This is a genomic window from Pseudomonas sp. (genome assembly GCF_028293835.1).
Lineage (GTDB): Bacteria > Pseudomonadota > Gammaproteobacteria > Pseudomonadales > Pseudomonadaceae > Aquipseudomonas.
Genome location: NZ_JAQGNX010000076.1, coordinates 55866 through 69054, shown reverse-complemented (window position 1 = coordinate 69054; position 13189 = coordinate 55866). Strand labels below are relative to the sequence as shown.

Here is a 13189-nt window from a genome sequence, read left to right as displayed (position 1 = left end):
CTTAATTGTGCAGAACGGCCCCGCGTCGAATCGCTGACCCTGGAGCAGGTCGAAAAAGTACGCACCGACTGGTACGCAGCCAACAACATGACGTTGATCGTGGTGGGTGACCTTGATCGGCTTTTGCCAGGGTATCTGGAGCGCACCTACAGTCAACTGATGGCTACGGAACCTGGCGACCATCCGCCTCTGCCATCCATCAGTCACAAGGCGGACGCCGAGCGCACGTTGATCAAAGGCGGCCTGGGCGAGGGCGCTCGTTTGCATTGGTTTTTCCCTGAGCCGGTGCTGGCGCAGCAGCATGACGAAACCTACGAGCTGCTTCAGGACTACCTTGATTGGGCGCTGTACCGCACGTTGCGGCTAAACGACGGCCTGTCTTACGGGCCATGGAGCGAGCGCGAAGTCTTTGGCGACACCGGCTTCATGAGCTTGAACGCAGACCTTGATCGCGGTGATATCGATCAGGCAAAACACTCCATCCGCACGTTAATGGCTCGCCTGCAAAAAGACGGCCTCGACCCGGCGGTGTTCGCCCGCTTGCAGCAGGCGGCCATCGATAAACTGGCGTGGTCGGCGCAAGGTAATAGCGCCTTGGCTGATTATTATTGGGGGTCATTGGGTGATTACGACAACGGCCATTTCGCCGACCCTGCACGGCGGATCAAAGCAGTCAGCCTGGACAGCGCCAATCAAGCCTTACGCGGATTACTGGCACAGCCCGGCTACCTGCGCATTGAACAACCGCTGCTTAGTTACAACGCGTTGTATGGGTTAGTGGCCGGACTCATTGCCATATTGGTGCTCATTGCGAGTTTGATGAATCGCAAGCGTAGGCGGCGCGCCGTCTGACGTCTTCGCGAATGAATTCGCTGCCAAGGATTTTGGCAACCCCTGTAGGAGCCAACGTGTTGGCGAAGAGCTTTATGTCGGCTATATCTGGCCATTGCCTCGCCAACAAGTTGGCTCCTACCGATATCGGCTACTCTGTCGGGGATTTTTCCTACAAACACAGCGAAGTGTCGAATGCCGGATTGGAATCGCTACGTAACCCGCGTACTGGACTTGATGAAGCGTTACCCAGGGGTGATTGCGTTTTTCGGGTTTGTATCGGGCATCAGCAGCTTCATTCTGGTCGATCGCCAAGAAGGCCTGGCGACCTGGATCGCCACGATCCTGCTAGTCAGTTGGCTGTGGTTGATGTTCGAGAACAGCGTGATGAAGCTCTTCACGCGTATTTTCAAACGCCAGGTTCCAGAGCCATTATTGCGTTACGGCACGCAAATGATTCATCAGGAAAGTCTGTTCTTCGTCCTGCCCTTTTTCTTTATCACCACCACTTGGAACAGCGGCCAATTGGTGTTCACTACCCTGCTGGGCGCAGCGGCGCTGGTGTCGATTATAGATCCGCTGTATTACAAGTGGCTGGCCTCTAAACGCTGGCTGTTCCTGGCCTTCCACACCCTGACGTTATTCGCAGCCTTGCTCACGGCATTGCCGGTGATTTTGCACCTGACCACCGCCGAGAGTTACAAGCTGTCGCTGGGCATTGCCATGCTGTTGTCATTTCCCAGCATGGCATCCAGTTTCCCGATCAATCACTGGCGGCGTGTGCTGTTGCTGCTGGCAATGACCCTGGCAATCGGTGGCGCGGGCTGGTTGTTGCGTTCGTGGGTACCACCGGCAACGTTATGGATGACCGAAGTGGCGGTCAGCACCGACTTCGACGACCAGAACCGCACACCTGGGGATAGCGTCGAGGAGATCAGTACCAGCCAGCTACGCAAAAATGGCTTATATGCCTACACCTCGATCAATGCGCCGCGCGGCCTGGACGAGCGCATCTATCACGTCTGGCGGCACCGAAGCCGAGAAGTGGATCGTATCGCCCTGGATATCCACGGCGGGCGCAAAGAAGGTTATCGTGCCTGGACCCATAAGCAGAATTTCCCGGATGATTCAGTGGGCCGCTGGCAGGTGAGGGTGGAAACCGAAGACGGCCAATTGATCGGCGTCTTGCGATTTGTGGTCACGGATACAAACCAGGCCACATTGACCCGCCCGACAGGCGACCCGTTAGGCGTTAAACCGGGGACCGACGATTCGGAGCCAGCACCGCCACAATCCACACCTTCCACCCCAGAGCAAACCAACTAAGCTCGGAACTTATGACCTTAACTTCTCTGGCCGGCAGCGCCTCTCGATTGTTGCCCCGCTGACTTTTCTAGTGGGTGGTTGTGGCGTTCCTTGCGTTATGCAACGCTGCCAAAAAACCAGTAACAGACAAGGATCGCGGCAATCACACCCGCCAACTCTGCCAGCAGCGCGCAACCGACAGCATGTCGGGCGCGCTGGATGCCCACCGAGCCAAAGTACACCGCCAGCACGTAGAACGTGGTTTCAGTGCTGCCTTGAATCGTCGCCGCCACCAGCGCCGGAAAGCTATCGACACCTTGATTCTTCATGGTCTCGATGAGCATTGCCCGGGCGGCGCTGCCGGAAAACGGTTTGACCAATGCCGTGGGCAGCGCATCGACGAACCGCGTGTCCAGCCCCGCCCATTGCACCAAGTGCCGGATGCCATCAAGGCCAAAATCCAACGCACCGGATGCCCGTAACACGCCCACCGCACAGAGCATCGCGACCAGATAAGGCAGCAAGTTTTTGGCGACGTCGAAGCCTTCTTTCGCGCCTTCCACAAACGCTTCGTAGACCTTTACCTTGCGAAAGGCGGCAATCAGCAAAAAGGTCATGATCAGCCCGAACAGGGTTACGTTGCCGAGGATCGACGACAAACTGGCCAATGCGGCCGCCGACAGTCCGGCGAGGAACGCCATGAAGGCACCGAGGGCCAAAGCTCCTGGAATCAGGTACGCCAGGACAACCGGGTCCCACAGCCGCAGGCGCTGCATGAAGGCCACTGACAACAACCCAACCAACGTCGAGGCGCTGGTTGCCAGCAGAATCGGCAGGAATACCATCGTCGGGTCGACCGCGCCTTGTTGCGCGCGGTACATGAAAATCGTCACCGGCAGCAAGGTCAGCGACGAGGCGTTAAGCACCAAAAATAGAATCTGCGCATTGCTGGCAGTGTCGGGGCTGGGGTTCAGCTCCTGCAGCGAACGCATGGCTTTCAAGCCAATCGGCGTCGCCGCGTTGTCCAGGCCCAGGGCATTGGCGGCGAAGTTGAGGGTAATCAGACCTAGCGCGGGGTGGCCTGCTGGCACGCCCGGCATCAGGCGCAGGAACAAAGGGCCGAGTACTTTGGCCAGCCAATCGACAATCCCGGCCTTTTCGGCAATTCGCAGAAACCCCAGCCACAGGGTGAGTGTGCCAAACAGCAAGAGCATCACATCGACCGATAACTTGGCCATGGCGAAGATACTTTCAACCATCGCGGCAAAGATCCCGGCATTACCGCCGAAGATCCATTGCGCCAGCGCCGACACCGTCGCCACCACAAAAAAGCCAAGCCATAGGCCATTGAGCATCAGAAGTCCCCCAGAAGATGCGGCGATGATAGCGGTGGGGAGGGTTGGCGACAAATAAGGCGGGAATAACCACGTCGCCAATCTATAGGAGCCAACTTGTTGGCGAGACAAACAACCCGATCGTTCTGAAACACCTCGGTGCGGCTTATATCGCCAACGAGTTGGCTCCTACAGGTGTTTACAACGTTAGATCTGAGGCGACTGAGCCACTGGCAGCGGCGTTTTGCTGCGCCAGTGCGGCAGGGAGTTCCAATAGTCCTGGCCCTTGGCGTCGTCGTACATACCTTCCCAACGGGCGATCACTAGCACCGCCAAGGCGTTGCCGATTACGTTCAATGCCGTACGGGCCATGTCCATAATCCGGTCGACACCGGCAATGAACGCAAGGCCTTCCAATGGAATACCAGCACTGCCCAAGGTTGCCAACAGCACCACGAACGAGACGCCCGGGACACCAGCGATGCCTTTTGACGTGACCATTAAGGTCAATACCAACATGAGCTGCTGACCCACCGACAGGTCAATGCCATACAACTGGGCAATAAAGATGGCCGCGATGCTTTGGTACAAGGTTGAACCGTCGAGATTGAACGAATACCCGGTTGGCACCACGAAGCTGCAGATGGCTTTCGGCGCACCGTAGGCTTCCATCTTCTCAATTACCCGCGGCAACACGGTTTCCGAGCTGGCGGTTGAATAAGCGAGCACCAGTTCGTCTTTAAAGATGCGCATCAGCTTGATCACCGAAAAGCCGAACAGGCGGGCGATGGTCCCCAGCACAACGAAGGCGAAAAAGGCGATGGCGAAGTAAACCAGCAACACGAGTTTGGCTAACGGCAGCAGCGAGGCAAAACCGAAATTGGCAACCGTCACCGCGATCAAAGCAAATACACCGATCGGCGCATAGCCCATGATCATGTGCGTGACCTTGAACATGCTTTCCGAGACGCCCTGAAACATCGTCACCAGCGGTTCACGCAGCTCCGGTTTCAGGCTAGAAAGCCCAAGGCCAAACAACACGGAGAAGAAGATGATTGGCAGCATGTCGCCGCGAGCAATGGCGGCAAAGATATTCGACGGGATCAGGTTGAGGATCGTCTGAATGAACGCATGTTCGTGCTGAACCTCTGCGGCAGTCTCCTGATACTTGGAAATATCGACGGTACCTAAGGTACTCAAGTCGATACCGGTACCCGGATGGAACACATTCGCCAAAACCAGCCCGACCAGAATCGCAATGGTCGTCACCACTTCGAAATACAAAATCGTCTTCAGGCCGATACGCCCCAGCTTCTTCGCATCACCGACACCGGCAATACCGACGATCAGCGAAGACACCACAATCGGGATGACGATCATTTTGATCAGGCGAATGAAGATATCGCCCGCCGGCTGCAGAACGTTGCCTATCCACCAGGCCTTCTCCGAACCGAAATGGTTAAGCACGGCGCCGATTGCAATCCCTAACACCAGACCAATCAGGATTTGCCAGGCGAGGCTTAGCTTTGCCTTCTTCATTTATTACCCTTTATCAAAGTAGAAGGTCAGTGCGGATGAGCATCCTGGCTCTGTTGCACGCGAAAAAAGGCGCAACTATTCCCACGCAGAGACACGACGTCTAATGCCGTAAACGCCTACCTCATGCCGAATCGGCATGATTACTAAGGGTTTTTTTCTTTCACCGTCGTATAGGAACCGCCTGATAGAAGCTGCAGCTAGCCTTCAAACGGTTAAGGACGCTGCCTGTAGGGCAAAGGAGATTCGAGATTTTCGACAACGGAGGGGAAATTCGACAGAACGACTCAGCGCAATGAATGAGGGGATTTCTAGATAGGTGGTCAATGACGTGTTGGGCCGCAAGTCCGGCGAATCCATTTCAGACTCAATATCACGGACTTGCGGTACCGCTCCTCCCCCGACCCGGCCCAAATGAATGGAAATACTCCCTGTATTCCTAGGTCGCTCCGATCCACCTGCAATCAAAACAACCCGGCCCCTTGGTCATGCGCGCACCTTCTTCAGGCGACGCAGTACTTCTAAGTCACGCTATCGAGTGTTGCCTCGATCCGCATGAGCAAACGGTACTCAGTACCACTTCGGATCTTTCTTTAACTGCTCCATCAGTAACGTCTGCATGTCTTTATCAGGCTTGCCGAGGAAACGGTAATCAGCGTGCCGAGTCGGTGACTTGTCGGCAGGTAATCCTGCGGGTACCTGCACCCACATCGCATACGCATCTTTTTTATCGAAACTGACCGCCACGATAAGTCGATTGTTCAAGCAACTGTCTTGGGTCTCGCACAAAGGACCGACCAAATATTTGTCGCCGTGCTCAGTCACTGCCGTCATGGGATCCGAAGCCCCTGACAGGTTGATCACCCAATCAGGCAACCGCTCCTCTTGCTTCACCAGGTGCATCCAGGTTTGGCGATACTCAGGCGACGAACTTAACAGCTCGTTAACCCGGGTTTGGCCATCATTGGATGCGGCAGCAAAGGTGCTGCTGCCCAGATACACGACGGCTGAAACAAACAGATGCAAGGACTTCAGCTGCAAAGACTTGCTCCGCATGGCCTCTAACCTCGACCCCGGCGGCCGAAAATAAACGAGGCTACGAACAACACCAGGAAGACAACGAAAAGGATCTTCGCGATTCCGGCAGCGGTGCCAGCGATACCACCAAAGCCCAAGACAGCAGCGACGATAGCAATAATCAGGAATGTAACAGCCCAACTCAACATGATGACTCTCCTTACATTTCGTATTTTCGTTGATCGTTTAATCAAAAATTAAACTACTGGTTAAAACACCCAAGTCTGTGTGTGAGCTTGCTCACTTAATACCGGCGCGGTTGCTTGCGCTGACTGGGCGTTTCGGGACTGTGCCGTTGACGGAGCCGCACTTACCACCGAGTAAATGTGAGCCGTAGCGACCCGCTGGCTGACATGGACGTTCGCTGAAGGGGTGTCCCAACGCTGAAATTGTTGGCCGACAACTAACGTGACGAGGAGCGCAAGGCTGGCAAACAAGCCCTGCTGGATATGCAGAGGCGAAATACGCAATTGAGCGAAACGCTGGCTGGTCATCCTGAAGCTCCCCCACACGAGTGGCTGTTCTTGTTCGGTGAGCTCGATGCTCATCCTGGTATCTTCTCTATTGCAGTCTGTGTGCCAGCTTTTGATTTGAAATTTAATCTATAAAAATCAATATGTTAACTACATTCCCCGGACCTGTCTGCGAGCATCCTGCACGATGCCAGGGTTGGCATCGTGCAGGATGCCCGACGACCACGTCGAACCCTTAATGCGTGTCTCGCTTCAAATTGCGCATCCGATCATGGGCAGCCCGCACTTGCGGTAACTCCTCGGCTGCCAACGCTTGAACTTTGGGGTCCGCGCTTTGCAGCGCGTCCTCGAACGCATGCAAAATGCGGTCTTCCGCTTCTTCAAGCTGCTCGATGTAGGTCACGCTCTCGTCACTCGACATCTTGGCTTTGGTATCGGCATATAGCTGGCGCATTCTGCCCACCATGGTTCCGCCGTCAGACGGCGTTTCGTTCTCGGAAGCGACTTCCACCGAAAGCGCTCTGATCACATCAGTCTTTGCTTTGGCCATCTCCAAAAAAAGCGTCTTGAAACGCGGGTCTTTAACTTCCTCGGCGGCATGCTCATAAAAGCGTTGGCCATCGCGGGTGATTTCAATGAGTTCGTTAAGCTGCGTATGTGCTTCGCTCATGATAGTTCTCCAATTGATGTATTCATTGGTTGGACGGTGTTAGTCCAACTTAGCTGGCCGTCGCCGTCACAACCTTCAAGGCGTCGGCATCTACCCCGCGAACACCCCGTATGTTCCGGGTGATCTCAACTGCAAGTTGTTTTTCGGCGTAATTGGCAACAACACCATTTAGGCTAACCATGCCACCTTTGGTGTCGACCTTGATGTTGATGCCGTCAAGGTTACGGCTATAGATAAGACTGGACTTCACCTTGCTGGTGATCCAAAGGTCGCTGATGGCCTCGCCAGCGCTCGTTGAACCCGGCTGCACCTTAGGCGCCGACGGGTCGGTTGCACTGAGGCTAATCAAGTTATTGACCTCGGTCACGCCGTCAGTGTTGCTTGCGAGGCTGCCAGCCAGCAGTTTTGCGTCGGCGCTTTGTGCCTGACCTTTGAGCGTTACGACGCCGTCCTTACTGTCTACCTGAATATTCAGCGCCTCGGTAACACTGTTCCACAGCAGCTTGGATTTCACCGTCGCCGTTAGCGTCGCGTCCTCGAACTGCTGAGCGATAGTGGCTTTAGTTCCAGGCTCGGCGGCGACGGACGAGTCAATTTCCAATTGGTTGTCGACTTTATCGATGCCGCTAACGTCCAGAGCGATTTGCTCGGCCAGTTCCCGGTCGACGTTATTTTCGACCTTGCCTTTGAGCAGTGCTGTACCACGCTGAACACTGACATCGATCTTAAAGGGACTCAGGTGCCTATTTAACGCAAATGCCGTCCAGATCGAACCTTCTTGCCGAGCCTCAGTAAGTTGACTGGCTAGGTCTTCTTCAGCTGCAAATGCAGCCATAGGAGCCAATCCCAGCACTGCAGTTGTGGCAGTGGCCAGGGCGATTTTCTTCAGCAGGTGCATAAAACGATTCTCCATGAAACAAGCGCGGGTCGTTTTTGACCACAGTTCGCAGAAGTCGCAAGCGTCGTGCCAGTCCGTTTATTAACTAAATACCGTTAAATATCAGCCGGATAACCCATAAGCCGTCATAGAGCTACCATGCAAGGCGCGGAATCAATCAGAATCGACCATGCAACTTGCCCGATATTTCCGGGACTAACCAAGATCATTCATTGCGGAGCGTAGGAATATGGACACAGCCACTGACCGTCAGGGCCGTATTCTATTAGTGGACGACGAATCCGCGATTCTTCGCACCTTCCGCTATTGCCTTGAAGATGAGGGTTACACGGTTGCCACCGCCAACAGCGCGGCTCAGGCAGAAACGCTGCTTCAGCGTCAGGTGTTCGACCTTTGCTTCCTGGATTTACGACTTGGCGAAGACAATGGGCTGGACGTTCTGGCGCAAATGCGTATCCAGGCGCCATGGATGCGCGTGGTAATCGTCACCGCCCACTCGGCGGTCGACACGGCGGTCGATGCGATTCAAGCCGGCGCTGCCGATTATCTGGTCAAACCGTGCAGCCCCGATCAATTACGCCTCGCGACTGCCAAACAGCTGGAGGTTCGTCAGTTATCGGCACGGCTTGAGGCGTTGGAAGGTGAGGTCCGCAAACCCAAAGATGGCCTGGACTCACACAGCCCGTCGATGATGGCGGTGCTGGAAACGGCTCGTCAGGTCGCAAACACCGACGCAAACATTCTGATACTTGGCGAGTCTGGCACCGGTAAAGGGGAGCTGGCCCGTGCGATACACGGCTGGAGCAAGCGCGCTAAAAAGTCATGCGTCACTATCAACTGCCCATCGCTTACCGCCGAATTGATGGAAAGTGAGTTGTTCGGCCACAGTCGCGGCGCGTTTACCGGGGCCAGCGAAAGCACCCTCGGGCGCGTCAATCAGGCAGATGCCGGAACGCTGTTCCTGGACGAAATCGGCGACTTTCCGCTTACGTTACAGCCGAAACTGCTGCGCTTCATTCAAGACAAGGAATATGAGCGCGTGGGCGACCCGGTCACCCGCCGTGCCGACGTGCGCATACTCGCGGCCACCAATTTGAACCTGGAAGACATGGTGCGCGATGGCCGTTTCCGCGAGGACCTGCTGTACCGCCTGAACGTTATTACCCTGCATTTGCCGCCGCTACGTGAGCGCAGCGAAGATATTCTGACGTTGGCAGACCGCTTTCTGGCGCGCTTCGTCAAAGAATATGCGCGTCCTGCCCGCGGCTTCAGCGAAGAGGCGCGATCAGCACTTCTGAACTATCGTTGGCCAGGCAACATACGGGAACTGCGCAACGTTATTGAACGCGCCAGCATTATTTGCCCGCAGGAACGCGTGGAGATCAGTCATTTGGGCATGGCCGAACAACCGACCAATAACGCCCCGCGCGTGGGTGCTGCCATGAGTCTGGACGAGTTGGAGAAAGCCCACATCGGTGCTGTCCTGGCCACCAGCGATACGCTTGATCAAGCGGCAAAAACCCTAGGCATCGACGCGTCGACGCTTTACCGCAAACGCAAACAATACAACTTATGACTCCTCCCTCATGAAACTGGCCATGAAGTTGCGTACTCGCCTGTTCCTGAGCATTTCGGCGCTGATGACCGTCGCGCTGCTGGGGCTGCTATTGGGCCTTGTCAGCGTCATGCAAATGGCTAAAACCCAAGAATCACTGATCCAGCACAACTTCGTCTCCCTGGACCTGAGCCTTAAGTTGCGCCAGAACCTGGGTGATCAGTTGATTTTGATGCTGAAAATGCCGCCTGATCTCAGCGCTATCAGTCAGCAACAACAAGAGTTTCGGGACTTTTTGGCCCAAGGCATCGAGCACGATGCGCAAGACAATGTGCAGCACGGGTTCGTCCAGGCGCGCGTCAACTACCAGCAGTTTTTGCAGGATTTCGGTCAGCTTCAAAAACAGCCCGCCACGCTGCATGACAACCTCATGCTTACCGACAGCTTTCGGGAGTTGCGCGCCACGCTGATCAGCGCGCACGAGCAGGCGCTAGATAATATCAGTCAAACTCAAAACATGGCCCGGCAACGCGCACTTTGGGTCGCTGGTTTGCTGGGATTAGTCGGTATCGCTGTACTGTGCATTGGATTTATTACCGCTCATGGTATCGCCCGGCGTTTTGGCGCACCGATCGAAGCCTTGGCCAAAGCCGCCGACAACATCGGCCAAGGCAACTTCGAAGTCACGCTGCCTATTTCCTCCGCAGCGGAAATGAACCTGTTGACGCGCCGTTTCGGCATTATGGCCGAGGCATTGCGCCAGCATCAGGCAACCAATGTCGACGAACTGCTTGCTGGTCAGCAGCGACTTCAGGCGGTACTCGATAGCATTGATGACGGCTTGCTGATGATTGATCGGCAAGGGCGGCTGGAGCACCTCAATCCGGTGGCGCAACGCCAGCTTGGCTGGGACGAAAACAGGCTCGGACAAGGGTTGGGCGAAGCGTTGCAGCGCCCGGAACTGGATGAGCAACTGTACCTGACCTTGCGTGGCGGCAATCTAGAGCGGGCCCCGGAAGACTTGGCTATCGAGGTCGATGGCGAATCGCGCCTGCTAACCTACAGCCTGACGCCGGTCAGCCATACCAAAGGCAACATCCTCGGCGCCGTGATGGTGTTGCACGACGTAACAGAACAGCGTGCTTTCGAGCGGGTCCGCAGCGAGTTTGTATTACGCGCCTCTCACGAGCTGCGAACGCCCGTGACCGGGATGCACATGGCGTTCGGTTTACTGCAGGAGCGCGTGCATTTCCCTCCCGAATCACGAGAAGCCGACCTGCTTAATACCGTCAATGAAGAAATGCAGCGCTTGATGCAGCTGATCAACGACCTGCTGAATTTCTCGCGTTATCAGAATGGGTTACAAAAGCTCAGCCTCGCGCCTTGCACCGTTGAGGAACTGCTTGAGCATGCGCGCGAACGGTTCCGCGAGCAGGCTGAGGAGCAAAACATCATGTTGTTGGTGGAAATCCTCGAACCATTGCCGCGCTTGCACGCCGATCAGGCACAGCTGGACCGTGTGCTGGACAACTTATTGGATAACGCCCTACGGCATACGCCCGAAAATGGCTTGATCCGCTTGCAGGCGCGACGCCACGGCGAACGGGTCATTGTCAGCGTTGAAGACAACGGCGAAGGCATTGCCTACGGGCAACAAGGCAGGATATTCGAGCCCTTCGTCCAAGTCGGACGCAAAAAAGGCGGGGCAGGATTGGGCTTGGCGCTGTGCAAAGAAATCGTGCAGCTGCACGGAGGCCGAATGGGCGTTTACTCAAGGCCAGGGCAAGGAACGCAGTTCTACATGGCATTGCCGTTGTAATGGGTCATGGCTCCTACAGACCGGATTCATTCGCTCACAGGGTTAGCCGGCGATCACGTTCAACATCACGCTTCATCATCACCCCGTCGGTTTATTGCTCGCCGACCGCCGGTCACTAGCTCGCTAAATTTCAACGCGGTTAATGGGCGGGCGAACAGCCAGCCTTGGCCGTAGCTCACGCCTTCGCTGCTGAGCAACACCGCTTGAGCCTCATATTCAATCCCTTCAGCGATAACCCGCAATTGCAGCGCATGGGCCATACGAATGATGTGCGGGGCTACGCCGCTGCTGGCCGCGTCGTGACCCAGCGCGTCAATGAACGCCTTGTCGATTTTCAAGCAATCAACCGGCAACGTTTGCAGATAGGCCAAGCTGCAATAACCCGTGCCAAAATCATCGATCAATACCTGGTGACCGACATCGCGCAACGCTTGGAGATGGTTACGCGCCACCACCACGTCGATCAACCCGCGTTCTGTTACTTCGAAGGCTATCTGGTGCGGCGAAACATGGTGCTGGGCCAACAACCGAGCGGTCACTCGACCGATTCGAGGCGCCATCACGTCACAGGCTGCCAGGTTTACTGAGATATAGAGGTGCGGATTGGCGCGGAGTAACTGGCCCAACTGCTCCAACAACTGCTGCAGCACGAAGTCAGTAATTTGCCGTATTTGGCCGGTATTTTCTGCCAAGGGAATGAACAAATCAGGGCTGGTCAGGCTGCCGTCAGGTCGTCGCCAACGCACTAATGCTTCAGCCCCCACACAACGACGGCTCTTCAGCTCGAATATCGGTTGGTACAACACCTGTAATTCGCCACGGCGCAATGCCCCTTCGAGTTCCCCGCCCAAAGACTGGCGCTGGCGCATGAGTTGCAATACCAGCGCGCCTACGCACAGCGCGATCAGCAAGCTCGCCGGTGCCAGGAACCACCATGCACTGCTTAACGGTTGCCCCGTCACGGTGCGCGGAGTGATGAGCACCAGTTGGTACTCGGGGCTTTGTGTCGGCATGCGATAGATCAGCTGAGTGGGCGTCGTGACCAAGGTTTCTACAGTCACCGGCGACCAGTCGGGTGTCGGCGGCCACACCTGAGCGGGGCCCATCACCGGGATTGCTTTTGTACCCTTGTCCAGCACCACCAGAAGACTGCCGCCTGTCGGCAAATCGACTACATCGGTCAAGTGCCCCCGAGAAGTCGACACCCTGAAGTCGCCTCTGCCAAGCATCAATGCCGCCAGATTGTCATCGGGCTGAGCCGAAGTGTTGAGCCAATAGTCGTAGGTAGGGCCGCGAATGTCCGGCGCCCGCGGGCGACTCAGCTCCGTGCGTTTGGGCCAGCTGGAACATGTGCGGCCATCTCCGACGAAGGCCGCCTCATAGATAAATCGGTAGCTGACGCTGACCTGGCGCAGTGTGTCGAGCATCTGCAGGCTGCACGTGCGCAACGGTTGCGCTTCCAGCTGATCGAGGCCTTCGCGCAATTGCCCGAACAATTGCTCCAGACGTAGCAGAAAGCGCTCACCCTGAGCATTCATCTGCGCGCTTTCGTCTTGCCGTGCCTGATGCAGGGTCAAACCCAAGCTGCATCCGAATAAAAGGACAGCGCTGAGTGTTGCCGCTAGCAGTGCCAACAACCAGGGACGTGAGTTTGCGATGAGTGTTGCAGCCGTAGCCATCAATGGATATCT

12 protein-coding genes are annotated in these 13189 nt (G+C 55.9%); 4 read left to right on the top strand and 8 right to left on the bottom strand.

Features of this window, described 5'->3' with window-relative positions; genetic code table 11:
- Nucleotides 1-852, top strand: an 852-nt coding sequence (locus JWR17_RS09380; RefSeq protein WP_299830547.1) for a pitrilysin family protein, incomplete at its 5' end; no start/stop codon positions are given.
- A 174-nt stretch (nt 853-1026) separates the two neighbouring features.
- Nucleotides 1027-2157: a DUF5924 family protein gene (locus JWR17_RS09375; protein ID WP_299830545.1), complete on the top strand. Its 1131-nt coding sequence runs from the start codon at nt 1027-1029 to the stop codon at nt 2155-2157.
- Between the two features lie 95 nt (nt 2158-2252).
- On the opposite strand, the gene JWR17_RS09370 is transcribed toward JWR17_RS09375, so the two are convergent.
- From JWR17_RS09370 to JWR17_RS09340, 7 genes are all read right to left on the bottom strand, one after another.
- Nucleotides 2253-3491 (bottom strand): nucleoside recognition domain-containing protein, encoded by a 1239-nt coding sequence (locus tag JWR17_RS09370; protein WP_299830543.1) that lies wholly within the window; start codon nt 3489-3491, stop codon nt 2253-2255.
- Nucleotides 3492-3677: 186 nt separating this feature from the next.
- Nucleotides 3678-5009 (bottom strand): glutamate/aspartate:proton symporter GltP, encoded by a 1332-nt coding sequence (gene gltP / locus JWR17_RS09365; protein WP_299830541.1) that lies wholly within the window; start codon nt 5007-5009, stop codon nt 3678-3680.
- A 567-nt stretch (nt 5010-5576) separates the two neighbouring features.
- Nucleotides 5577-6062 (bottom strand): inhibitor of vertebrate lysozyme family protein, encoded by a 486-nt coding sequence (locus JWR17_RS09360; protein ID WP_299830540.1) that lies wholly within the window; start codon nt 6060-6062, stop codon nt 5577-5579.
- A gap of 5 nt (nt 6063-6067) precedes the next feature.
- A complete protein-coding gene (locus JWR17_RS09355; protein WP_297835794.1) occupies nt 6068-6232 on the bottom strand; it encodes a DUF1328 domain-containing protein in 165 nt (54 codons plus the stop codon).
- 60 nt (nt 6233-6292) lie between these two features.
- Nucleotides 6293-6577, bottom strand: a complete 285-nt coding sequence (locus JWR17_RS09350) for a hypothetical protein (RefSeq protein WP_299830538.1) — start codon at nt 6575-6577, stop codon at nt 6293-6295.
- 214 nt (nt 6578-6791) lie between these two features.
- Nucleotides 6792-7226 (bottom strand): PA2169 family four-helix-bundle protein, encoded by a 435-nt coding sequence (locus tag JWR17_RS09345; RefSeq protein ID WP_299830536.1) that lies wholly within the window; start codon nt 7224-7226, stop codon nt 6792-6794.
- 49 nt (nt 7227-7275) lie between these two features.
- Nucleotides 7276-8124, bottom strand: a complete 849-nt coding sequence (locus JWR17_RS09340; RefSeq protein WP_299830534.1) for a BON domain-containing protein — start codon at nt 8122-8124, stop codon at nt 7276-7278.
- Between the two features lie 229 nt (nt 8125-8353).
- Here JWR17_RS09340 and algB point away from each other — a divergent pair, with 229 nt between their 5' ends.
- Nucleotides 8354-9700, top strand: coding sequence for a sigma-54-dependent response regulator transcription factor AlgB (gene algB, locus JWR17_RS09335; RefSeq protein ID WP_299830532.1), 1347 nt, complete (start codon nt 8354-8356; stop codon nt 9698-9700).
- A gap of 10 nt (nt 9701-9710) precedes the next feature.
- The gene (locus tag JWR17_RS09330) at nt 9711-11498 is read left to right on the top strand and encodes a KinB sensor domain-containing domain (RefSeq protein WP_299830531.1); all 1788 of its coding nucleotides are present in this window, start codon (nt 9711-9713) and stop codon (nt 11496-11498) included.
- 65 nt (nt 11499-11563) lie between these two features.
- On the opposite strand, the gene JWR17_RS09325 is transcribed toward JWR17_RS09330, so the two are convergent.
- On the bottom strand, nt 11564-13177 hold the full coding sequence (locus JWR17_RS09325) for an EAL domain-containing protein (RefSeq protein ID WP_299830529.1): 1614 nt from the start codon (nt 13175-13177) through the stop codon (nt 11564-11566).
- Between the last annotated feature and the right edge of the window lie 12 nt (nt 13178-13189).

What these genes read in the sequence shown, in the direction of transcription:
- JWR17_RS09375 (WP_299830545.1), top strand. Translation starts at nt 1,027, where the DNA reads ATGCCGGATTGGAATCGCTACGTAACCCGCGTACTGGACTTGATGAAG.
- JWR17_RS09370 (WP_299830543.1), bottom strand. Translation starts at nt 3,491, where the DNA reads ATGCTCAATGGCCTATGGCTTGGCTTTTTTGTGGTGGCGACGGTGTCG.
- gltP (WP_299830541.1), bottom strand. Translation starts at nt 5,009, where the DNA reads ATGAAGAAGGCAAAGCTAAGCCTCGCCTGGCAAATCCTGATTGGTCTG.
- JWR17_RS09360 (WP_299830540.1), bottom strand. Translation starts at nt 6,062, where the DNA reads ATGCGGAGCAAGTCTTTGCAGCTGAAGTCCTTGCATCTGTTTGTTTCA.
- JWR17_RS09355 (WP_297835794.1), bottom strand. Translation starts at nt 6,232, where the DNA reads ATGTTGAGTTGGGCTGTTACATTCCTGATTATTGCTATCGTCGCTGCT.
- JWR17_RS09350 (WP_299830538.1), bottom strand. Translation starts at nt 6,577, where the DNA reads ATGACCAGCCAGCGTTTCGCTCAATTGCGTATTTCGCCTCTGCATATC.
- JWR17_RS09345 (WP_299830536.1), bottom strand. Translation starts at nt 7,226, where the DNA reads ATGAGCGAAGCACATACGCAGCTTAACGAACTCATTGAAATCACCCGC.
- JWR17_RS09340 (WP_299830534.1), bottom strand. Translation starts at nt 8,124, where the DNA reads ATGCACCTGCTGAAGAAAATCGCCCTGGCCACTGCCACAACTGCAGTG.
- algB (WP_299830532.1), top strand. Translation starts at nt 8,354, where the DNA reads ATGGACACAGCCACTGACCGTCAGGGCCGTATTCTATTAGTGGACGAC.
- JWR17_RS09330 (WP_299830531.1), top strand. Translation starts at nt 9,711, where the DNA reads ATGAAACTGGCCATGAAGTTGCGTACTCGCCTGTTCCTGAGCATTTCG.
- JWR17_RS09325 (WP_299830529.1), bottom strand. Translation starts at nt 13,177, where the DNA reads ATGGCTACGGCTGCAACACTCATCGCAAACTCACGTCCCTGGTTGTTG.